The 24,597-nt window shown below is 37.8% G+C and carries 17 protein-coding genes and 1 pseudogene; 14 read left to right on the top strand and 4 right to left on the bottom strand.

Features of this window, described 5'->3' with window-relative positions:
- Positions 1-82: 82 nt before the first annotated feature.
- Positions 83-1,636, bottom strand: a complete 1,554-nt coding sequence (locus FAR12_RS06985) for a class I adenylate-forming enzyme family protein (protein WP_126407719.1) — start codon at positions 1,634-1,636, stop codon at positions 83-85.
- A gap of 299 nt (positions 1,637-1,935) precedes the next feature.
- Here FAR12_RS06985 and FAR12_RS06980 point away from each other — a divergent pair, with 299 nt between their 5' ends.
- From FAR12_RS06980 to abc-f, 7 genes are all read left to right on the top strand, one after another.
- Positions 1,936-3,120, top strand: coding sequence for an acyl-CoA dehydrogenase family protein (locus FAR12_RS06980; RefSeq protein WP_126407717.1), 1,185 nt, complete (start codon positions 1,936-1,938; stop codon positions 3,118-3,120).
- Positions 3,121-3,130: 10 nt separating this feature from the next.
- Complete coding sequence (locus tag FAR12_RS06975) at positions 3,131-4,291, top strand: acyl-CoA dehydrogenase family protein (protein WP_170972125.1); 1,161 nt, start codon at positions 3,131-3,133, stop codon at positions 4,289-4,291.
- A gap of 103 nt (positions 4,292-4,394) precedes the next feature.
- A complete protein-coding gene (locus FAR12_RS06970; protein ID WP_126407714.1) occupies positions 4,395-5,363 on the top strand; it encodes an MBL fold metallo-hydrolase in 969 nt (322 codons plus the stop codon).
- 60 nt (positions 5,364-5,423) lie between these two features.
- Positions 5,424-6,314 (top strand): R2-like ligand-binding oxidase, encoded by an 891-nt coding sequence (locus tag FAR12_RS06965; protein ID WP_126407712.1) that lies wholly within the window; start codon positions 5,424-5,426, stop codon positions 6,312-6,314.
- A gap of 181 nt (positions 6,315-6,495) precedes the next feature.
- The gene (locus FAR12_RS06960; protein WP_126407710.1) at positions 6,496-7,866 is read left to right on the top strand and encodes an MFS transporter; all 1,371 of its coding nucleotides are present in this window, start codon (positions 6,496-6,498) and stop codon (positions 7,864-7,866) included.
- A 34-nt stretch (positions 7,867-7,900) separates the two neighbouring features.
- On the top strand, positions 7,901-9,403 hold the full coding sequence (locus FAR12_RS06955) for a flavin-containing monooxygenase (protein WP_126407708.1): 1,503 nt from the start codon (positions 7,901-7,903) through the stop codon (positions 9,401-9,403).
- A gap of 535 nt (positions 9,404-9,938) precedes the next feature.
- Positions 9,939-11,849, top strand: coding sequence for a ribosomal protection-like ABC-F family protein (abc-f, locus tag FAR12_RS06950; protein WP_126407706.1), 1,911 nt, complete (start codon positions 9,939-9,941; stop codon positions 11,847-11,849).
- A gap of 225 nt (positions 11,850-12,074) precedes the next feature.
- On the opposite strand, the gene FAR12_RS06945 is transcribed toward abc-f, so the two are convergent.
- From FAR12_RS06945 to FAR12_RS06935, 3 genes and pseudogenes are all read right to left on the bottom strand, one after another.
- Positions 12,075-12,473, bottom strand: coding sequence for a cytidine deaminase (locus tag FAR12_RS06945; protein ID WP_126407704.1), 399 nt, complete (start codon positions 12,471-12,473; stop codon positions 12,075-12,077).
- Between the two features lie 166 nt (positions 12,474-12,639).
- Positions 12,640-13,563: pseudogene (locus FAR12_RS06940) on the bottom strand (GNAT family N-acetyltransferase).
- Positions 13,564-13,992: 429 nt separating this feature from the next.
- Complete coding sequence (locus tag FAR12_RS06935) at positions 13,993-14,697, bottom strand: DUF421 domain-containing protein (protein WP_126407702.1); 705 nt, start codon at positions 14,695-14,697, stop codon at positions 13,993-13,995.
- A gap of 636 nt (positions 14,698-15,333) precedes the next feature.
- Here FAR12_RS06935 and FAR12_RS06930 point away from each other — a divergent pair.
- The 7 genes from FAR12_RS06930 to FAR12_RS06900 all read left to right on the top strand — a co-directional run bounded on the left by FAR12_RS06930 (position 15,334) and on the right by FAR12_RS06900 (position 23,909).
- Positions 15,334-16,272: a DnaD domain-containing protein gene (locus FAR12_RS06930; protein WP_126407700.1), complete on the top strand. Its 939-nt coding sequence runs from the start codon at positions 15,334-15,336 to the stop codon at positions 16,270-16,272.
- Positions 16,269-17,516, top strand: a complete 1,248-nt coding sequence (locus FAR12_RS06925) for a replicative DNA helicase (protein ID WP_126407698.1) — start codon at positions 16,269-16,271, stop codon at positions 17,514-17,516. The genes FAR12_RS06930 and FAR12_RS06925 overlap by 4 nt, the downstream gene beginning before the upstream one ends.
- Entirely contained in the window at positions 17,506-17,931 is a 426-nt protein-coding gene (locus FAR12_RS06920) for a hypothetical protein (RefSeq protein ID WP_126407696.1), read from the top strand. Before FAR12_RS06925 ends, FAR12_RS06920 begins: the two co-directional genes overlap by 11 nt.
- A gap of 545 nt (positions 17,932-18,476) precedes the next feature.
- The gene (locus FAR12_RS24075) at positions 18,477-18,818 is read left to right on the top strand and encodes a helix-turn-helix domain-containing protein (RefSeq protein ID WP_126407693.1); all 342 of its coding nucleotides are present in this window, start codon (positions 18,477-18,479) and stop codon (positions 18,816-18,818) included.
- Positions 18,819-18,880: 62 nt separating this feature from the next.
- Positions 18,881-19,423 (top strand): competence protein ComK, encoded by a 543-nt coding sequence (locus FAR12_RS06910; protein ID WP_126407691.1) that lies wholly within the window; start codon positions 18,881-18,883, stop codon positions 19,421-19,423.
- Between the two features lie 692 nt (positions 19,424-20,115).
- Entirely contained in the window at positions 20,116-22,920 is a 2,805-nt protein-coding gene (locus FAR12_RS06905; RefSeq protein WP_126407689.1) for a Z1 domain-containing protein, read from the top strand.
- Positions 22,917-23,909: a PD-(D/E)XK motif protein gene (locus FAR12_RS06900; RefSeq protein WP_126407687.1), complete on the top strand. Its 993-nt coding sequence runs from the start codon at positions 22,917-22,919 to the stop codon at positions 23,907-23,909. The genes FAR12_RS06905 and FAR12_RS06900 overlap by 4 nt, the downstream gene beginning before the upstream one ends.
- Positions 23,910-24,597: the final 688 nt, after the last annotated feature.

Genomic DNA, 24,597 nt, shown 5'->3' with positions numbered 1-24,597 from the left:
AGATGGGGAGTCTTCATCAGGATAACTATCTCTATCATCTAATCTCACTTACAGACGTACTTCCGTCATTCGGTAGTGATAGCTAAAAAGAACTATTCTCCGCATACATTTCTCTTAGTTTTTTCTTCAATATTTTCCCGACACCGTTTCTCGGAAGCTGTTGAACAAAATATACCTGTTTTGGCGTTTTGTATTTCGCTAGCTTTTGTTGACTAAATAGAATAATCTCTTCACTTGTCACATCAAAACCAGGTTTCGTAACAACATAAGCAACGATTTCCTCACCCATTTTTTCATCTGGAAGTCCGACGACCGCCACTTCAGAGACAGCCTCATGTTTAACGATTACTTCTTCTACATCTCGAGGATAAATATTAAGTCCACCTCGAATCACTAAATCCTTTTTACGATCAACAATGTAGAGGTATCCGTCTTCATCCATTCTAACGAGGTCACCAGTATAAAGCCATCCATCTCGTATCGTATTCCTCGTTTCTTCTACTAACCCATAATAGCCAGGGGTAACATTATCACCTTTTACAAGTAATTCCCCAATTTGTCCAGAGGGAAGATCATTTCCGTGCTCATCTATAATTCTAATTTCCACTCCTGGAATGGGCACGCCTACGGAGCCATGTTTGACAGGCATTCCATCTCGACTCGTAGTCACAATGGTAGTTGCTTCAGATAGACCATATCCTTCGCGAATTTCTGCATTAAATTTTTTCTTGAATGCCTGTATAAGAGCTATCGGGAGGGATGCAGAGCCACTTGCCACTGATTCTAGGCTTGTTAAATCATATGTATCAGCGAGCGGCGAAGCTACCATAGCATGAATCATGGCTGGGACCGCAGCAAATGAAGAGACTTTGTGCTTTTCAATACTTTCAAAAAGCTGTTGCACATCAAATTTTGAGAATATCACAACAGAATTTCCTAATAGAATACTAGAATTCATCACCGTAAACCCAAAAGCATGAGCTAGAGGCAATACGCCTAATGTTGTTCTTCGTGTAGAATTCTCTTTTTCTATTGATAGATTATAGGTTGTTTTCGAATTGCTATAGAGATTCTTGTGGGTAAGCATGACGCCTTTCGGTCTACCCGTTGTACCAGAGGTATAAAGAATCACTGCAACATCGTTTTCGTGTGCATCCTTTAACCACTCCTTTGATTCATCAATAGCGTCAATCGTTTCATGAAGGAGGATCATATCATGCTCTACTAGAAGGGAGGGGTCGTCAATTTGATCTACCACAATAAAAAGTGGTTTATAAGAAAGGCCCTTAATTGCTTCAAGGAATTTTGGGAGTACTTGAGAAGATGTAAAGATTGCCTTAGCTTTTGAATCAGTAAGAATGAAGTGAATTTCACTAGGATGTAAGAGATGTAGAACAGGGATAACAATGCTTCTTGAACGTAAGATGCCTTGATAAGAATAGATAACCTCCGGGCAATTTGGAATGCTGACAACCACTCTTTCTCCATCTGCGATGTCATGTTCTCTTAACATGACTGATACTTTTTTGGCAAACTTTTCTACTTCGAAGTTTGTGTATACCTTATTCTCGTAATATAAGAAGGGATATTCACCATACTCTTCTTTTGAAAAATCGATCAAATGAGTGAGAAGCATAATAATCCTCCTATCTAAAATAAATTACAGTAAAATGTATACGCTTACAAAAATATAGTTCCACATTAATATCTAATAAAAAGATAGCAAATATGTGTTGAATAGTCAAAATATTTATAATATTATTAAAACGAACTAGAAATCAATTTTTCTACTGTGAATTACATAAGCTGGAGTCTACCATTATTAGTCGAGCTGAGAATAGAAGATAAAGGAGGGAGTAATCAAATCTTATACGCATGATTTGGCCTTATTTTATCAAAAACAGTAATAGAAAAAAAGTAAAAGAGGTGGTACAGATGGATCTTGCATTTAATGAAAAACAGGAAGAATATCGGCAACAGGCCAGAGAATGGTTAATCAATAACATTCCAGAAGGATGGGGAACACCAGTGTTTGAATGGCCGGATGATGAAGCTGAACGGGGCAAAATTTTACGAAATTGGGATCGTAAGTTATATGAGGGGGGCTATGCAGGAATATCATGGCCCAAAGAATATGGGGGCCAGGGACTTACGCATGTGGAAGAAATTATTTATGACGAGGAAGCTGGCAAACTAAATGCACCCGGTGGAATTAATGTTATTGGAAAATTACTTTTTGCTCCAACCCTATTATTATTTGGTACAGAGGAACAAAAACAACGATTTCTCCCTCCTCTATTAAAAGGGGATGAGGTTTGGTGTCAAGGATTCTCAGAACCAAATGCTGGATCTGATTTAGCCGCAATTCAAACACGAGCTGAATTAGTTGGAGACAGATGGGTTATCAACGGTCAGAAGGTCTGGACTAGTTTCGCCCACCATGCAGAGTGGTGCTTTATGTTAGCTAGAACGGATCATGACCTTCCAAAACATAAAGGGATCACGCTTTTTCTTGTCCCGATGAATAGCGAAGGCATCACAGTTCGCCCTTTAGTTCAAATAAATGGAAATAGAGATTTTAATGAAGTCTTTTTTGATCATGTATCAATTCCGCAAGAAAATGTGGTCGGTGGTGTGAACAATGGCTGGAATGTAGCCATGGGCACACTCGGTTTTGAGAGAGGAACTTTAGCTCTTGGACGACAGGTTCGCTTTCAAAATGAATTCAATACATTAGTCCAAATCAGCAAATCTTTGAATAAGAATGGTGAAAATATAAGTCAAAATAGCTACTATCGTCAAAAGCTGGCGGAACTATTCGCTGAAATCCGAATCCTCCGTTATCATGGACTGAAAACAATCAGTCAGCTTTTAAACGAAGGGAAATTAGGACCTGAAGCGTCTTTACAAAAATTATTTTGGTCCACGATGCATTTGAACATGGGCAAATTAGGCTTAGAGGTTCTCGGTGAAGAAGGTCCATATATTGGAAAAGAGACGGTAGGACGTGGAGTATTACAGGAAATTGATTTAGGTTCTCGCGGCGAAACGATTTATGCAGGAACTTCACAGATTCAAAAAAATATCATTGCCGAGAGAGTTCTTGGCATGCCAAGGTAGGGGTGAGAGGATGTTTTTTGGACTTAATGATGAAGAGAAGATGCTGAGAAAAAGTGTAAGGGATATGTTTAAGAATAAGAATACAATCGAACATGTGCGGAGCTTTATGGAGGACCAGACCATTTCTCAAGATATGCAGAAGTTATTAAGTGATCAGGGCTTACTAGGGATCATCGATTTAGACGGTAGTGGGGAAGATGGAAAAGGAATTGTGAACGCTATTTTAGTAGCGCAAGAGGCAGGGAGACATCTATTAACCTACCCATTGTTAGAAACGATGGTAGGGGTGTCAGCATTAAAAACGTGCAGCAACCATTCAAGTTTAGTCAATGAAATTGAGAATGGTAAAAAGAGCTTAACGATCGCATGGGTGAATATCGATGCAAAGGCCAGAAAGACGGATCATGGTTATAGTTTGGATGGAACACTGAGGGAAGTACCATTTGCGAAGGATGCAGATGTCATTTTAGCCAATGTTCGAGTACTTGGTAAAGGTCGTACGCCAGATGAAGAAGAAACACTCGTGGTCATCAATCCAAAAAGCACGAACCTTGTCATTCGTGATGCAAACTCTATTGATCTGACCTATCCACTTTATGATATCAGTCTCTTAAATTACCACTTAGATGAAAGCGCTATCGTAAAAGGGGTAGGGATGGGTCGTGGCAAATATCTCATGGATCAAATGAGGAAGCTAGGTGCATTGTTGCTTTCCGCCGAACTGGTTGGTTGTGCAGAGCGAGCACTCTATGACACGGTTGAATATACAAAACAACGGACACAGTTTGGGAAAGTAATTGGCAGTTTCCAAGCAATGAAACATATGGCTGCAGACATGTATTTAAAGGTGGAAAGCGGAAAGGCAGCGGTTGAGTATGCCGCTTGGGCCTTAGATTCTGATAACGAGGAAGCGGATCTTGCCATTTCGATCGCAAAATCCTATACATCAAATGCGGGAATCCAGGTGTGTGGAGATGCCATACAAATGCATGGAGGCATAGGGTTCACATGGGAAAATGATATGCACCTATTTTTTAAGAGAGCTAGAAGAAGTGCAGCAGTCTTAGGAGATAGCTATTTCCATCATGAAAACATTGCGAAAGTGGCCATAGACGAGTTTGAGGACAGACCAGTTGCGAGAAAAAATGCGGTGAAGCTGGTAGAAGTTTAAAAGAGTGAAATGTTGTAGGAACCTGGAGTGTAAATGAGCACCGACACAAATTGATCATGAAAAAATTCCTCTGAACGAATAGAGATAATTAGGTGTGCATAATATGAAAACAACAAAAATTGAAGATATAGAAATCATAGAGTTACCAACGGAATGGCCCATTGGTCCAGTTAATCTTTTTCTAATCAAAGGGGAAAAATTGACTCTTGTTGATGCTGGTAGACGTTTGGAGAGGGCATGGGAACAATTCAATGCTGCATTAAATGAGCGCGGTTACTCGATTATGGATATTGAGCAAGTAGTCTTGACCCATCATCATACTGACCATATTGGGCTAATAAATTGGTTGCTTGAACGTAACCCGATTCCAGTCTATGCTCACCCTAATTGCCGTCCTTATTTAGAACAGGACGAAAAATATTTTAAGTGGGCAAGGACGTTCTTCACGACCTTTTTTCAAGAACAAGGAGTACCTGAGAAATTTATTAAACGGCTTGCTTCTTCAAATGAAGACGACGAGTTAAAAACGAAAGTAGACTTCATAAATATAGAGGAAGGAAGCTTCATTCCAGGCTTATCTGAATGGAGAGTGTTCGAAACAAAAGGACATGCACAAAGTCATATTTCTCTATATCGACCGAGAGACCAAGTGTTCGTAAGCGGTGATCTCCTCATTAAGCATATGCCCTCTGGTATATTTCTTGAGGCACCGATTGCTCCTGAGTCTATTAGGTCTAAGCCATTAATACAATATATAGAGAGTCTAGAAAAGTGTTTAACCTTCCCAGTTTCACTTGCACTATCAGGACATGGGGAAGCAATGGAAGATGTGCAACAGCATATTCATGAGACGCTGAGAAAAATTGATAAGCGGGCACAAAGAGTCAAAAATTTCCTTCGAGACGGGAAGAAAACAAGTTTTCAACTGACACAAGGTCTGTATCCTGACAAATACGAAAATGCATTATGGCTCCTTTTAACGGACACCGTCTCGTTGCTTGATTTGTTAGTTGCTAGGAATGAAATACAGCTAGAAGTGGAAAATGGAGTTGTATATTATTTGTGGGAGTAATCGTTTAAATGATATAGATAAATAAAATGTAATCGCTTTCAAAAATGAGGAGGATGAAAAATGAAAGAAAGAGTGATTTTAACCACAAGTAGCAGGGGTATTAATGAAGATTCATTGCCTTATCGTCTTTACCAAAAAGCTAAAAAGTTTGGAATATGGAATCCGGCCGACATCGATTTTTCACAAGATGCGATCGATTGGCAAAGAATGACGGATGAACAGCGAGAAGGAATTCTACGCCTCATTTCCATGTTCCAGGCTGGAGAAGAAGCAGTAACGCTTGATTTACTCCCTTTAATGATGGCCATTGCAAAAGAGGGGCGATTAGAAGAGGAAATGTTCTTAACAACGTTCTTGTATGAAGAAGCAAAGCATACGGAATTTTTTAGACTTGTGTTAAATACGATCGGTGAAAAAGGAGACTTGTCTCATTTTCATTCCGATACTTACAAAAAGATCTTCTATGAAATTTTACCGACGGCTATGCAGCGAATTGAGACGGATCAGTCGCCTGAAGCAATCGCAGAGGCTTCCACTGTATACAATATGTTTGTCGAAGGGGTTCTAGCAGAGACTGGATACTATTCTTTTTACAATTCTCTTGAAGATATCGGCTATATGCCAGGCCTCCTGAAGGGAATCGGACATTTGAAAAGAGACGAATCTCGACATATTGGTTATGGTACATTCCTATTGCAAAGACTCATTTGTGAACACCCTCATGTATACGATATCATCATGAAAAAATTACAAGAATTGGCACCACTTGCTATTCAATTAAATACAGAGGGCACTGAAGGTGAAGAAATTTCAGCCTTTGGCAAACCTCTCGAAGGACCAGAGTTCTCTATGAAGCAGCTCCAAGTAAGAATCGAAATTCTGACGAGAGCAAAAGGAAGGAGAATCGAAGATATTTATAGGATGTCTGAAACAGAGGCAGGAGTTTTATAAAACGGTCTATTTTTAAAGGGTACTGTCTAAAAACGGTACCCTTTCATCCCCGCACCCATGAGGTGCACATTTTTTATCGCTTTTCTACTATTTTCATAATGAGAAAAAGGTATAAGCAATCTGTTTTGAGATTCAAAGATTTATCCATAAAAGTTCCGCTCTATTTGAAGGGGGAGTCCTTATGCTTGAGTCAAAACAAGAGGATATTCGGATATATGAATCGTATGAAATGGAACAGCCAAAACGGAAAGAATTATGGTCTTATGGACTGGGTAGCTTCGGAATATATGCAGTATCCACATGGATCGGAGCTTTTTTAACCTTCTACTACACGGATGAGGTTGGAATTGCCGCAGCTGCTGTTGGGACGCTAATGCTAGTCGTTCGATTGATCGACGGGATTGCGGATGTTGGAATGGGGTTTATCGTAGATAGAACCAAGTCAACGTACGGGAAAGCACGACCTTGGCTACTTTGGATATCCGTACCATTTGCCGTAACAACCGTATTTCTTTTTTCAGTCCCCGATATAAGCTATTCTGGAAAGCTCGTCTTTGCTTATACAACATACTTCTTATTCAGCATTTTTTTTACGATGATTGCTATCCCCTACAAGACGCTGATGGGTGTCATGACTCAGCACCAGCACAGTCGCTCCATTGCTAATATTTATACAGCGATATTTACGATGATCGGAAATTTAATCGTGATGACATTAACGCAACCATTGGCTTCTTCCATTGGTTGGACGAACCTTTCAATCATTTATGGGGTACTAACCATTATCACCTTATTTGTGACTTTTCGCGTAGTTCAAGAGAGAGTTGGCTTACATGAAGAAATGAACTTTACAGTGCCACTAAAAAAAGGATTGAATGCATTATTTAGAAATAAATATTGGTGGATTATTACAAGCTACAGTATTACTTTCAATGCGACGATAGCCCTGACGCAGGGTGCAGTTTTGTTTTACTCCCAGTATATATTAGGAAATATCAACTATTATCCATTAGTTGGGCTGGCGATATCAGCCCCTATGCTAGTTGGACTGTTTTTTGTGGGACCATTCGTCAAACGCTTTGGAAAAAGGAACGTGACGATGGCGGGATGTCTCTTATTTATGCTTGGAGGTTTTATCCGTATGATTGACCCCACTAATTTGACAACATTTTTGTTAGGCTCTGCTATTGGAGGGCTTGGAGCCATGCCAGGTCTAGCCCTTACAGTGGCAATGGTAAATGATACAGTCGAATTTGGAGAATGGCAGTTCAAGCTACGAACAGAAGGTCTTATTAATAGTGCTGCTAGTTTGGGGATTAAGGTCGGTTCAGGACTCGGGATTGCGTTAATCGGTTGGTTATTAGCCTTTGGTGGTTACATCGGAGGAGTGGCCGAACAAACATCGCTTGCTAAACAAATGATCATCGTATTAAACATTTATATTCCAATAGCCCTTGTGATCATTCAACTGATTCTCCTATACTTCTTTAAAATTGATCGTCTATACCCTATGATTCTGGCAGATCTTCAGAAAAGAAAATCTTCAAAATAGGAATTAGATACTCTGAAGAAGAGGGGGGAACGTTATGAATAACAAGGCGAAAGTGGTCATTATTGGAACTGGTTTCGGAGGAATTGCTGCAGCAGTCAAGCTGAAACAAGAAGGGATCAATGACATCATCATACTGGAGCGAAGCAATGATGTTGGAGGTGTCTGGAGAGACAATCATTATCCTGGATGTGCCTGTGATGTCCAATCGCACCTCTTTTCCTTCTCTTTTTTTCCGAATCCTAATTGGAGTCGGTCATTTTCAGGGCAAGCTGAAATCCATCAATACCTAAGAGATTGCGCAAATGCATTCGGGCTATTTGATCATATAAGATTCCACCATGAAGTAAGGAAAATGAATTGGATAGAGTCGGAGGGAGAATGGGAGATTCAAACGAGCAAAGGCGTGTATAGAGCAACTCATGTGGTAGGTGCATTCGGTGTTTTAAGTGATCCATTGATTCCTCGCATCAAAGGGATCGAGAATTTTAAAGGAGAAACCTTTCACTCCGCCACCTGGCCAAAGAATTACTCCCCTAAAGGAAAACGGATTGCGGTTGTTGGAACAGGTGCATCGGCTATTCAATTCATTCCTGAAATTCAGCCAGAGGTAGCTTCCTTACATGTTTTTCAACGGACAGCTCCTTGGGTACTTCCAAGATTGGATGAGCCAATTAGTCTGAACACTCGAAAATGGTATCAACGTTTTCCACTTCTTCAAAAAGGAAAACGATTAAAGATATATTTACAGCGTGAACTTCTCGTACAAGGGTTTCGAAACCCAGAGAAAATGAAGAACGTTCAAGAAACTTCTTTAAAACACTTACACCATGCTATTGAGGATCCAATTCTACGTGAAAAACTAACGCCTAATTACACGATTGGTTGTAAAAGAATTCTCCTTTCCAATACGTACTATCCAGCCCTTGCAAAGGAAAACGTCGAAGTAAATACAACAGGAATAGCAGAGGTCACAGAGGACTCTGTCATCGACAATGAGGGTAAAAAGATAGAGGTTGATACGATTATCTTCGGCACTGGGTTTCAAGTAAAGGACCTGCCTTTGGCTCACCATATATACGGGAGAGAAGGACATTCCCTTGCCCAAGAGTGGAATGGAAGTCCAAAGGCATATATGGGAACAATGGTTGCGGGCTTTCCAAATCTATTTTTGCTTCAAGGTCCAAATACTGGACTAGGTCATTCCTCGGTCATTTTTATGATCGAAGCTCAAGTAAAACAAATGATGAAAACGCTAAAACATATGAGGAAAAACAAGCTTGAAATTATTGAACCAACTCAGAAAGCGCAGGAACAATTCGTGGAACTGGTTGAAAAATATATGCGTGGCAGCGTTTGGACTGCTGGGGGCTGTAAAAGCTGGTACTTAGATAAGGCTGGTCGTAACAGCACTCTCTGGCCCGGCTATACATTCACTTACCGAAGGCTGGCTTCCAAGTTCATTCCAGGCGACTTTGATGGACGTCGAGTTATTGCAACAGTAAGAGAAAAGGATATGACCTATAGAAAAATAAAATAAAACCGCCTATGATCCTATTAGAGATTCAAATGGTCAGTTCGCTAAGCAAAGAGATTTTGTTGCGTGCGAACTCTTGAATTTTTCCATATTTACAAAATATATAAATAGTGTCATAATTAGATTAATTATAAGGAGGGAAGTAAGTGTATGATGCCATCTAATTGCTAATTATTAATTTGTTTCAAAATTAATAAAGATTTTTAATGTGTATGTTTGCAAATTCACCTAATAAATGAGGTTTATTTGTTATGCCGTTAGGAATCAGGCAATTTAGAAGGATACTTACTTTTCTATACGGGAATACAATAAGAACATCGGATTGTTCTTAGAATTGGTAACCATAGTGTTTTTATGTTTATTGGGTACCACCAGACCGTAAGAAGTGATATCTTCTTACGGTCTTTTTTCGTAGGTAGATGAAGACTGACTTAAATTTATATATTACTTGCACATTGTAATCGTCTCAAAAAGTAGAGGACTTCTTTGCCTGTCCATTAATGGCGTAACGACATAATGGATGAAAGAAGGAAGAGATATGTTAGAGCTTAAAGTAAACGGTATTAAAAAATATATGGAAGCAACACTTGTAGTGGAAAATATTACATTTGAGGCCTATAACGGAGATAAGGTTGGGATTGTTGGGGTAAATGGAAGCGGCAAAAGTACAATTCTGAAAATCATCGCAGGCATTGAGCCAATGAACTATTATCCAGGTTACCCTCAAACGTCAAGTAAGGGGTATGATGAAGGGTTGTTTCACACCATACCCCGTGATGCGACCACTGCCTATCTGGAGCAAATGCCAAAGTATCCAGAAGAACTAAAAGTGCTAGATATTCTTAATCTCGCATTTGAAGAAGTAGATACGCTTGAAATACAGATGCGTGAACTTGAGTCACAGATGAAACTATTAGAAGGAAACGCTCTTGATAAGATACTCCATAAATATAGTGAACTGGTGCAATTATTTGAGGTAAAAGGCGGCTATGACCGTGCGGAAAAATTAAGCAAGGTTTGTACAGGATTAAAGATGGACGATGACTTTTTACAAAGAGATTTCGACACCCTCAGTGGTGGAGAAAAAACGACTGTCATTCTTGGAAAGCTATTAATCCATAGTCCAGACATCTTACTCCTCGATGAGCCGACGAACCATTTGGATATGGAATCGATTGAATGGCTCGAAAGTTATTTGAAAAGTTATAAGGGGATTGTCTTAATCGTATCTCATGACCGTTATTTTCTCGACCATGTAGCGACAAAAATCGTTGAGATTGAAGATAAAGAGTCTATTTCGTATAAAGGCAATTATTCTTCATTTGTAGAGCAAAAAGAAGAGAATATACGGATCCAATTTGAGCAATTTCGAGAACAGCAGAAAAAAATAAACGCAATGGAGAAAACGATAAAAGATTTACGAGATTGGGCAATGAGGGCAGACAATAATAAATTCTTTAGAAGATCTGCAAGTATGCAGAAACGATTAGAGAAAATGGAACGGATCGATAAACCGAATTCCGAAAGAAAAAATATGAAATTAAACTTTACTGATTCTGACCGCTCCGGAAAAGAAGTAATCAAGGCATCAGGACTCTCAAAAAGGTATCAAGATAAATGTATTTTTCATAACGCTGAAATCATGATTCATTATGGGGAAAGAGTCGGACTTATCGGTCCAAACGGGAGTGGGAAGACGACTTTCCTAAGGATGCTGTTAGGGGAAGAACAAGCAGATTCAGGAAAAATTGAATTAGGCGCGAGTGTGAAGGTCGCATATTTGCCTCAAAAAATTGCATTCTCTAATGAAGAGCTCATGTTAATTGAAGTGTTTCGAGAAGATATCTCGATACTTGAGGGGAAAGCACGAGAGTATCTAGCAAAGTTTATGTTCTTTGGATCTAGTGTGTTTAAAAAAGTGAAGTATTTGTCAGGTGGAGAGCGAATTCGACTTAAGCTAGCGATTCTCCTGTATCAAGAGATCAACCTATTAATTCTAGATGAGCCAACCAATCATCTTGATATTGATTCGATTGAGACACTGGAGGAAGCACTACAAGACTTTAAAGGAACGATTTTCTTTATCTCTCATGATCGCTATTTCATTAATAAAATGAGTGATCGGGTGATAGCCATTGAAGGTCATCGTCTAAAAAGTTATCCTGGAAATTTCGATGATTATAAAAATGAAAAAGAAAAGTTAGATGTACCACTAAAGAAAGTTGCCATACCTGCTTCTAGCAAACCTAAGTCTACAAAAGAGAAGAAAGTAAATGAAGAAAGATTACTAGCCAAAATTGATAGCCTTGAAAAGGAATTAAAACAAATAGAGGCAGCGATGACAGTAGAACAGGTGGATTACAAGGAGCTTACAGACTTGTATAACAAAAAGGACGAACTCAATAAAGAGCTAGAAATAGCTACAGATTTGTGGTTGAGTTCGATGTAAGTTGTGAAATTTCCTGACCTGTATTTAATGAGGAAGGGGGTTCGACTGTATCGCTCAGGTTCACTGTTAGTAATTCTGACCTGCTATTGCATACAGATGTTCATTCATAGGATATTATTTCAGCCGTCTATTTCCAGTATGATTTTTAGTTTTTACGATTAAAAGTGGCCTGAACCCTAGTACTGTAACATATTACAGTGTTGAGGCTCAGGCCTATTACCTTAATCACATTTCTAAATCTGTGAATGCGTAAGGCAGCAATTCTCTTAAAGTCAGTTCTTTGATTTCTTTCTTCCTATTCGTTAAATAGACGGGCATTTCAGGGGAACAAAATTCTGCTAATACTTGTCTACAAATGCTACAAGGGGGAAGAAAATCTTCCGTATCGCCAGCTACAGCAATCGCCTCGAAATCACCTTTTTTATAACCCTGTGCTATTGCTGTAAAAATAGCTGTTCTTTCGGCACAATTTGTTGCTCCAAATGAAACATTTTCTACGTTCACACCATTAATGACAGTGCCATCTTTCAGTAAAAGTGTAGCTCCAACCGGAAATTTCGAATAAGGGATATAAGCATTTTTCATGATGAATCGTGCGCTTTCAACCAATTGCTCTTTATTCATATGTATCTTCTCCTTTACTATGAGAATATAATACCCAATACCAATTTATAGATATCGGGAGTGGTGGATAAATTAGATGTTCCTCAGTACTTGTCAAAACTTAAATTCTGCGTGATGTATAAAAATACTATCAAGGAAACCCTGTACTCTCCAAATTAATATTTACTTACTTTTTATGCTCTTGATAATATACTTCAAGTAGTTTTTCTACAGGAATATTATCTATTGTCATTCCTGTTAGGTCACAATTTTGAATTTGTAGGTTTCTTAGATTGCTATTACTAATTTTAGTCCCCTGAAGATCACATCTTTCAAACGAGATTGGTTCTTTCTCATCCCCAAGGTCTGTGTCTATAAAACGAACACCGCCTAAAGTAACCAATCTCATCATGCTATGAGAAAGGTTTAAATCAGCATATAGAGAATGTTTGAAATTTATATTTTGGAACTTTGAGTGACTAACGTTGCAGTTATTGAAATGAGTATCCATTAGGTTGCTATTGCTAAAAGAGCTTCCCGCTAAATTTCCTTGATAGCACTCTGTTTTTTCCATATTGCAACTTTCATATTGAACATTCGAAATATCTTTATTTTCGATTAGGTTCTCTAACGCTATAGAGCTTTCTTTTCTCTTGATATAGCAATATTCGTCCTCTGTTTTAAAAGTAGTTTTATAACCCATTTTTTCGTAAAAATGGTGGTTATTAATTTGTCTACTCGATGTCTCCAGGTCCCAAGTTCTTACGTTCGGAAATTCTTCCTCTATTAATTCTATTGCTCTTGAACCAATTTTTTTCCCTTGATTTTTAGGGGCAATAAAAATACGGTCGATTCTCCCAAAGGACTTACCCGTTATGGTCACTATAATGCCGCCAACAATATCTTTGTTATAGATTATTTTGTAATATGTTAATTCTTCAATCATCTATTTAGTCATTTCAACTGAAGAATAACCAGGAGGTTGGATATTGTAATCTATGACATCTTGATTTATTAGCCATCTCCTTGCTTCTTCATCAAATGTTTCCTTCATTATTTCTGTTAGCTTTTCGGCATCCAAAATGGATGCTTTTTCAATAGTTATCAACATATAGTTCTCCCATTTACATGTTCTTTTGATTATATAATACCATAAAAAGTAAATTAATCATTTTCCTATATTTACGTAAAGCCGTATCAAACCAAACTATTTTCTCGTGTCTGAAGAGCTAACCACCATCCTATTACTAGAAGAAAGGTTCTCTGGAAATTCCATTTCTGTTAAGACAATTGCACGAAAACCAGATTGAACGAGTCAGTCAACTGCTAATGGAATTGTTGATTATGACGAAAAATTAGCGTGTGCTGTGAGGACAGTAGAGAAACAGAAGATGGTGTAATCGAAAAAGGTTTACGGTAAAGGATATTATTAATTCTACAGAGCCAGTATTGATTGTGTCGGAGCAGTTGTAAGTGACGCAATAATAGATTTAAAATAAAAAATAGGCTTAAATCAATTCTTAACGGAAATGATTTAAGTCTATTTATATAGGAAAACCTTGAGATTATCTTGGCTGTCAAGGGTGGCAAGCAAAACATTTTTTAATTCTGTTTGATATAAGTTTTCTAACTTAGAAATAACCCATTCTTCGTTCTTTTTAGTATGTATCAACTCTACCGTATTCAATTTTCCTTCTTTGATTATGGTCTTCGGAAAATCAAATGGCTTTGTACCTGTCTGCATCGTTGAAGGAGTTAAAGGCTCGTATTTTGGATCTAAAAAGATTGAAAACTTCCCGTGTGCCTCCCAAATGGCTAAGGCTACTTTCTTCACATCAACAATCTTTTCTTCTCGTAATTCTTCTAATAATAAATCTAGCGTTATCCTTGCCCTTTTTAACCCCTTATAGATGATTTCTCCATCCTTGACAATGGTAATTGGTTCAGGGGTCATTATTTTTCTACCCCATGGCCATTTGAGAATGATATAAATACTCAAAATGTACAAGACCACTAATACGACGGTGGTGATGATAGAGCCTTTTAAACCAAGATGTTCGTCTGATAGTGGATGAGCAATAATATTACCAATGACCAGTGCCATAGCAAAATCAAGCGGTCTAAGCTGTGAGATAGCACGCTGGCCAAGAACTCTAGTGACAATTAATAAAAAGAAATAAGCAACAACAGCCCGCAAAGCCCATTCCATAGCTGTAAGCGAGTCTTGGCTTTGGAAAAATTCCATAAGTGTAACACCCCCCTCTACAATTGCTATTTCATAGTCTAACACGGATGCAATTTTATTAAACCAGAATATGTGATATCAACTTTCAAGTAATAACAATATAAAATCGCATCGTTTTCCAAAGTCGGAAACATTTTAATCAGGCTAAGTGCCGAGTAACCGAAGATTAACACAATATACTCCTCGCATAAGCTATTTAATTATCTTAAGATGATAATCACTTTTAAATGGAAGAATTTTCTTTAACTTAAATTAAGGTTTTTCTGGCTGCTAAAATTAGCTCCTCCTTAGAAAAATGGATAATAATAACATGCTGATAGAGAAATATAACGGATCCATGGAAAAATAAAAGAATCATGGTGCGAAAGATATATGACTTGGTATTTTGAGCCCGTACATTCTAAAAACATGAGAAGCTGGATTCGGATAAACAATCCATTCAAATTAATTAAATAGGGGGATAAAAGTAATATTTGCACTGGGACGGTTCTTCTGTTTCTTTCGTTTAACAAAATGACTGAAGCATAAGTTCCGTCCTTTCTTTTGTCCAATTTTTTATACTGCCTGTCCTTTTTGCTCACAAATCCATATATAAAGGGTGAGCACGATTTGAACATATCAAGGAGGAGTTAGTAAATGAGCAAGCTAGTTGTTGAGGATCATCCGATATTGTTATCACCTAAATTAGCAGAAATGGTGGGGTTAAATGAGGCCATTTTTATCCAACAGCTTCACTATTGGCAGACAACCAGCAAGCATGTCCATGATGGACATAAGTGGGTGTATAACAGTTATGAAAGCTGGCAGGAACAGTTTCCATTTTGGTCACACACAACCATTCGACGAATTGTGGCGAGGCTAGAAAAAGCAGAATTAATCATAACGGGGAATTACAATATTTATAAGAATGACAAAACTAAATGGTACAGGCTCAATTATGATTTAATCGAGCGCCGTTGTGCGGAGTATCCAGATCGTCAGAATAGAGAAAAAAAGATTCGTCTACCTGAACTGTCCAAGAGAACGGAGGAACCTGAAACATTACCTGAACGATCCATTCCAGCTGAACAACCTGAAGTTTTATCAGAAGTGCCAGACCAATCAGAGCATCAACAGGAGCCAAATTGCTCAACTTCACTGTCCAGTTTGAACCAAGCATTACCAGAGACTACTTCAGAGATTACCACAGAGAAGAAAAGCGAAGAAGAAGATATTGGCGCATGCGCTCAGGAAAATCCTTTCACTTTCTTCGAAAAAAATGGTTTCGGGACAATAGGTGGATACATTAGTGATCGAATTTCTGCTTGGTGTCAGGATCTTTCCGATGAGCTGGTATTAGAAGCAATGAAGCAGGCAGTGGAATATGGGGGAAAGAACTGGAAATATGTAGAGGCGATCCTTCGTTATTGGGCCGATCGTGGCTATCAAACTGTCAAGGACGTACATGCAGGACAGCTTGCCTTTAAGGAACGTTTGTCGAAGAACTTGTATCGTGGACCTGCACCTGCGCCAATGGGAAGAGATATACCTAGAAATTCTGACTACGATATCGATGCTGGAGAGAGTGACGAATGATTATTGAAAAAGTGTTCCTTGGCTGCTTGATGAAGGAGAATTACCTCATCAAAGATACCACTATTCGTCCTAATCATCTCCAAGAGATTCGTCATCAAGAATTGATGAAGAGAATGCTAGAGTTTGAGCAATCAGGAAAGAATACCGATCTACTCACACTCACAACGATCCCCAATTTAGAATCGTACGGCGGAATCACCTATTTGGCAGATCTTGAGTCACATTGTGAACTAGACAAGTTTGAGGAAGTAGAGCGCCTTATCTTAGAGCTATGGAGAGAACGAGAAAAGCGAAGTATTCTGACCTTAGGGGCGATGAACGATTGGGAAATTGGAGATGTAATCCATCGATTAGAGAAAATCAGTGAATTAAAAGTAGATGACTACCATTCGATCACAGAATGCTTAGCAGAGATCTATAACACTCCATGGGAAGAAGAGAAACAGACATTGAGTGCTACGTCAGGTATTAAAGATCTTGATAAATTCACTGGTGGCTGGCAAGACGGAGAGGTTGCTATCCTTGCTGCTAGACCATCAATGGGGAAAACGGATGTGATGCTTCACTTTGCTAAGGAAGCAGGCTGGTGTGGATATTTGCCAATTATTTTCTCACTGGAAATGCCTCAGAAATTATTGACGTCAAGACTTGTTGCCTCCACTGGAAATTTTAATCGAATGAAACTACGAAACTCTGTGAAATTGCTAAAAGAGAATCAAAAGGAAAAATGGCCCGGTGTTATACACGAAGTCAATGAAACGAATATTCAAATCTTTGATGGTTCGGGTCAGACCATTCCTGAAATGCGAGCTAAAATAAGAAAGCTCGTTCATCAGTTCCCAAACAAAAAACCTATTATCTTCATCGATTACTTAACCTTAATTCAAGCCAATGAAGTTTACGGTGGAAATACCCATTATCAGGTTTCGGAGATTTCGAGAAATTTGAAAAGGATCGCAAAAGAATTTGATTGTCCGATGATTTGCTTGGCACAGCTGAACCGAAGTGTCGAATCAAGAGCCATTAAAAGACCACAGATGTCCGATATACGTGAATCTGGCAGTATCGAACAGGATGCTGATTTGATCCTTTTTCTCTTTCGTGAAAAATATTATGACAGAGCACTTAAAGATGATTCTCTTGAAATTATCGTCGCTAAGAACCGAAATGGCCCGACAGGTACCGTCAAGGTTAAATACAATGAATATACAGGAAGAATAGAGGAGGGTAAGCATGAAGGTTAGAACGCTTTATCTTGATTCGATACACTATGAAGAACCTATGCTAGCCTACTATATTCTACATCTACTCGAAAATAAGAGAATCACTTTAGACGACGATATCTCCAAACTAGACTGGGAGAAATCAAATCACGAACAATTGGCTGCGATGATCAAAGAGAATAAATTAGGATTCCACCCAATCAAAATATTTTCACTGAAAATGGACCAAAACAATTTTGTCTTTATTTTTGCTGCAAGTCCAGAGGAAGCAACCCAGTTTTATATACAGACCTTCCGTAAACTACCTCTGAACTGTGTCCAACAATTGCTAGAATACGAACTGGTGAGGGGAAACGAAACCCTCACTTTTCGGGATATGAAAAAGGAGTATGTGAAGTTTCCTGCCGTGGCGGGGTGTTATGTGAGGGAGTATTAAAAGTCTAATTGCGACGAAATTTTTCATTTGAGACATAAAAAATGCTGTGTCTTTTCGTTTCACACATTTTGGTTTCTGAGTGAACTTAATAGGTGGATTTTGTACCAAAAGAGTTAGTAGTTGTTAGAGTAACTTCTACGAGGACATTCTAGGACGCGGAAGATTAATAGTTCATAGACGATCTTGCTAGCCGATCACTGTTTTCAAACTCCTAAGTATCGAAAAACTTTGGACTAAACAGTGGAGAATGTTTAAGTGGAACCCTTAACAAATGATAGAGTTATGGATTTTGATGAAAAATTCAAACTCCATCAAGAAACAATTGATGATTCGTTCTGATTATTGAAGATTTGATTGAATTTGCACCAAATGGGGAGAATCCAACCTATGTTATTTTGAACTATAAGTATTGTTCATAACTGTTGGGGAGTATGAAATTTTCTTCTAGTTTGGTATTTTTTTGACAATATAGCAGTATATTCTCACTATTTCGGAATATGGTATTTTTTTCTTGTGGACTAGTTTAGATGGGATGTGGAGTAAAGATGGGGACAGTATTGAAGGTTATGATTCACAAATTGTTAGATGAAAATAATATCTCAATGAGAGAATTAGGTAGGCGAACGGATATTCGAACTGCTACACTTCATGAATTGGCAAATCATAAGAGACAAAATATTCACTTTGAGCATCTAAATAGAATTGCAGATGCTCTAGGTATAACGGATGTACGAAAAATCATCACTTTCGACGAAATTGCTACTCACTCACTTAAACAAACTGGCATGAAAATTGAAATTCCAGTTACCTGCACACATGAATGTAAACGTTTTCTAATACATTCACCAATACATTTACATAATGATTTGATGAAAACTGTAAGGTGAAATATTTTTATTGTTTCTATTGTTACAAGGAAAGTGCAGACATTTGACTAATAAAGGGGAAGATGAATTTGTTTATTCAAGGGCATTATATTATCACTTATTCATTAATGTATATGATCAGCCGTTATGACCGCTATGGAAATCCTTTCACACAAATTGTTGAGACTGGCAGAACTATCTTTATAAACAAATCTCCCATAGAAGTGCTAGCGTACAGCTTGAGGTGTATAGGTTGTACCTTAGATGGTGCAATTGAGTCATCCAAATGGATGCTCAAGATGGAGAAAATGGTTCCGATCGTAGCCAATCCTTTTCAAGAAGTCGTTCTGTTTCCAACAAGATCCCTCACACACGAAGACAGCATCTGGTTCAACCCTTACCATATAAGAAGAACTTCCAACATCAAAGGAAAAACTCTCATCATATTAAGCAATCTCTCTTCTTTATACATTCCAACTAGAATATCATCGTTTAATACTAAAATTCAATCGGTTGAGCAACTAAAGAAAATGACTACTGAAGTTGCGAATGGGACTTTCACGATGGTGCTTGAGTCTGAGAAACGAAAAGAAGTGAAAAAGACGAATACTAAGCAGAAAGATTGAATTAATGATTTTTTTAGTTAGACCCCTGACCACCGGTATCTTTAGGTGAAAACTAGTAAATTTAAGAAACGATAGAACACTCGCAAATATTGATATATCAATGTTTGTGAGTGTTTTTTGTTTTGTGAAAAAAAGGCTGAAAAAGGTAAGTTTTTAAATCATTTTACACATTTTTTACACAAGGAAATAATAGGTTTATAAGGGTTCACTCAGACTTAAGAGAAAACCGATTTTACTGTTTCTTATCTAATAATAACTGATAAGCAATTGAGGTAGATTTTGTAGTAATGTAGGATTTTATTTCAATTCGATTTAACATTCATTTTTCATTTAACCGACAGTCTCGAAAAACATTTAAACACCCGTGTTTTTTGATTTCTTCATAAAAAGACAAAAAGATTTGAAAAAATTGGTATATTTTTGATTTGCTTGCACATAATAAGTGTGTAAGGTTGGTACAAAAGTTTAAAAACATTCCGGCCGAAAACTCAATGTTCTAATTTGTTAAAGGCCGAAGGAAGAAACAATATGTTGTGAGAGAGGAACAAGGTTGAAGGTCTTCGTAACAGAAGCAAACGTTCTTTGAAAATAAAATGAGGAAAGCTTGAATAATTTTTTTTCGCAACTCGTGGGCCAGCGAAAAAAGGATAGAGTCAATTCTCGGCCCAACAACAAACAAAGGAGGGTGTTAAATGTCAAAGATACAACCCATCGAAGTCGATGAAGAACTTGAAAGTTTATTGTCAGTCAAATTGAACAAAGGAAAAAGGTGGCATCGAAAAGAAGAAGCGTTAGAATTTATTCGGAGGTTAATTGAAGCTCATTGTTTTATGGAAGGTATCACAAGAGATGAGCTATTAAAAACCACCCCTTATATTGAAGAGAAACTATTGCAAAACGTATTGGAGTCGCAATATATCACAACACACGAAGGAAAATGTTTATCCAGTTTGGATGCGAAAACACTCAAAGAATGCAAAGCGAAAATCGCAGAAATGAAGAAAATGCCGATTTGGACGCACTGGGATGCTTATAAAAAACATTTGTCCATTAACAAAAAGTTTCCACAACAAGTCATTGATAATGTAGACAAAGATACGGACACTATTTTGGCTCATTTGCCAGTTCCAAAGGAAGTAAAGGAGTTTTTCAAAATTGGAATTTGTATGGGTTCAGTACAATCGGGGAAAACCATGAATTTTGCGGGTCTTACAAACAAACTCATTGATATCGGTTATGACATTACGATTATTTTATCTGGCATGCCTGCTAGTCTCTTTAATCAAACACAGAAACGAATTGAATATGATGTCATTGGATTAGACACCCTTACAAGAAAAAAAGTAGGAATTGGCTTATTTCTTCCAAGTATCAGTGATGTAGAAATTTATACGAAACAAGACACAGAAAAAGAAAGCGGGGATTTTAATCTTGCTCATATGAGACATCTTCCCGTGTATCATGGAAAGAAACAAATAGTTATTGTCACAAAGAAAAATCCGCATATGCTTAACGCCATTCGTACTTGGTTAAGTGAACTACCTCTTATGAATGAAGAAACTGGAAAACTTGAACGATTGTCCTTAGCGTTAATCGATGACGAGTGTGACAATGCAAGTTTGAATATTGAAAAAGACGCATCTAAACGAAGTTCCATTAACGAAAAAATCACAGATATTTTGAATTTGTTCCACAAAAGAGTCTTTATTGGTTACAGTGCATCACCTTTTGCCAATATCTATTTAGATCCTAAAGATAAGAATAGTTTGTTCCCAAACGACTTTATGTATTTATTAAAAACACCAAATAACTATTTAGGTGCAGTGGAACTTTTTGGAGTGACTTTGAAAAATAAACGAATTCCTGGATTGCCACTTGTTCGAGAAACAGATGCTCTTGATTCTACGCATTTTAATGATGGCGAAACAGTTCATGATTGGGATTATGAACACAACGGTGTGAACCCTTCTCTAGTAGTTGCAATTAACTCATTCATTTTATCAGGGGCTATTCGCATCCTACGAGGACAGGGAAATGAACATCATTCTATGATGGTTCACAACTCAGTGAGTGTAAAATCTCATGAAATTCTAACAAAAGCCATTCAAAATTATATTGATGATGTCAAAAACATGTTAAAAGGGAAATCAACAAAGCGGTTCTGGAACAGTATGTTAGAACTATGGCAAAAGGACTTTGTTGCCACTTCTCAAGAAATGGAGAAAATCGACTCAAAACACTTTGGTGAAACGATTAAATACAACAATCATTTCACATTCAAAGACATTCAAAAAGCGGTTATTCAGTTTTTAAGTGAACTGGAAGATGTTCGCGAAATCAACGGGAAAAGTGAAGATAAATTGGATTTCCACAAAACAAATAAAAAACTGAAGGTTATTTGCGTAGGTGGGACCATCCTCAGTCGTGGGTATACGATTGAAGGGCTTGTTTGTAGTTATTATATGCGTAATTCCATTTATTACGATACAGTACTACAAGCCATGCGTTTTGCAGGGTACAAAGGAAACTACCGTGACCAAGTACGAGTGTTTACCTCAAAAGTCATTAAACAAATTTTTGAAGAAACCACGAAAGCTGTTTATATGTTATCTCATCAACTAGACAGTATGGCTGACGAAGAAAAAACGCCTGAAGATTTTGGGTTATTCATTGAAACAAAACGGAAAAGTGTTACGAAACCGAGTGCAAAAATTCGTCCGCAAAATTCCCATAAGATTGACCCGAATTTCTCTGGAATTTCAAAGGACGTTGCAGCCTTTGTGGTAGATGATGAGATTATTAAACGTAATCAACAAATCACCAGTAACTTTATTGATACGCTAGGCGAACCAACAAAGAACACAAAGCACGAAATTACGTGGCATGCGGTTGATACACGTAAAATCATTGATTTTATTTGCCAGTTTCATTACAGCCGATTTGGTCGTTTTCGCTCTCCGCTTTTATTGAAACGATATCTAGAAGAAGTTATGAAGCATTACGACTCCACAAAAACGTTTGACGTTGTAATTCCCGTCTTGAGTCGTAGTGGGAAAGACAGTGTGTTATTAGGTTCTTCAAAATTCAAAATGAAATCTGCTAAACGCCAAGGGGAACTTATTACCAAAGAAGAAGCTGGAGATGCTATGCACATTGTCCTTTCAGGAGGTCGTGCTTTAACAAGTCGTCACTTGGTCTTTGGTTTAACGAAAGAAGAAGAGAGTGAGTTGTTTCGTAAGTACCCTTTGGAAAAAGGGTTTGTTCACACAGAACACCAAATTCGTGAGTTCCGAAAAGACCGTGGACAACTCGTGTTATATGCATTTTGCAAAGATTTCATCAACAAAAAAAGCCTTTATTCAGCAGGAGCGGAAATTAGTCATTCACCTATTGGTTTTCACTTTAACTTGCCGTATTGCGAAGAGTTTGAAGATAGAGAACAAATCACAAACGATATTTATTATTGGAATGAAATTTTAGGAGGTAATGTGAAATGAAAAAACTCTACAAAGACATGATGGACGTAGAAGCAACTCTTCCTGAAACTGAAACCGTAATCGCACGAAAAATCAAATCAAAACACAATAATTTCTATTTGTATTTAAATCGTATCACTCAAGAACTTCATTTTGGTATCGAGTTAGAAGGCAAACGCCCTTCTAGCTCGAAATTACCAAATTCAAAAGGATTTCAAACAAAATGGTCGACATTGCCGTTCGCAAGTGGTTCAAAACCCGCCTTGATTTTATCTTGTGTGGGTGTTCAAAATATTGATTTCTTTCTACGTGTAACCGAGGACTTGAAAAATTGTCTTCAACACATTAAGGATGAAGAACGAATGGTAAACAACGCGATTAGCCGCATTATCATGTGGCAAGATTTCTTCAAAAAACACAGAGAAAGTCAATTCGCACCAGAAAAACAAAAAGGACTATATGGGGAACTGCGAACTATTGAATTAGTAAGTAATGACGTATCATTAGAAGAAGTCATTAAAGGATGGATGGGACCACGCAAAACGTCACAAGATTTTCATCTCGATTTGTGTCATATGGAAACAAAAGTAACTAGCAGCAAAGACCCTGCCACTATTCGTATTCATGGTTTTGAGCAATTAACACCACCTGTTGGTAAAGAACTTTATCTTCACACATTAAGCGTAATAACTTCTGAAACTAGTGGTGAAACAGTAATGGATATCGAAGGTCGTATTTCGGCAAAATTGCTAATTTCACCTGAAGTGTTAGAACAGTTCCATTCAAAACTTCTTTCCTATGGGTATCCAGTAGGTGGTTTCAATAATCCTATGCATTTTGAAATCGAAGAAGAAAAATTCTATCAAGTTCAAGAAGGTTTTCCACGAATCGAAAGGCGGCCAGGCATCTATAATATCGAATATGATATTCTTTTAGCAGATATTGAACCGTTCAAAATTGATTATTCAACAGTTCGCAAAACATTAGGAGTACTCCACAAAGTCATATAAACACTTCCTTAGGAAGTGTTTTTTTGTTGTGCGCTCAACATGGGTGCAGTCTATAGGGTGAAAGTCCCGAACTGTGAAGGCAGAAGAAACAGTTGCTTAACACAATGGTGTTTGCGATGACGCAAAAATCTGAAGGAAGTGAGCGACAAACCTCCGTTCTAAGGAACACGAACTTTATATAAGGCTAGGTCACATTGGATAAGTTTGCAACACAAAACAAAGTCCTTTCTGCCGAAGGTGATACAGAGTAAATGAAGCAGATAGATGGAGGGAAATATTGTACTCTTAACTGGGGAGATCTGATTGAAATGCTAATTACACTTGGTAACTTATCTAGAGATAGATATCTGAACAATCAGAAGTCAGCAGATGTCATAGTACCTTACTAACTCGGGATGATAGTAAGAGATGACAGAACAATTAGGAATAACTAGAACTATGCGTAAAATATCTTACGTTGAGGCAGACATTCTGAAAAGACATACTTGAAGGAGGAAATGGTGAATACATGGGGGACTTCAAGAGTGCGAAATAAGAATAACACAAATAGATTTCTACGTTCACGTGGAAAAGAAATATCAAATGTTAATGAATGCGACATTATAACTGAAAAACTTAATAGAAGCACTAAAACTTGTGGAAGGAAACAAAGGTAGTCATGGCATACACTGCACTTTAATGTTCTTCA

The organism is Bacillus yapensis (assembly GCF_005280205.1).
GTDB lineage: Bacteria > Bacillota > Bacilli > Bacillales > Cytobacillaceae > Robertmurraya > Robertmurraya yapensis.
This window is presented reverse-complemented; position numbering and strand designations above follow the sequence as displayed.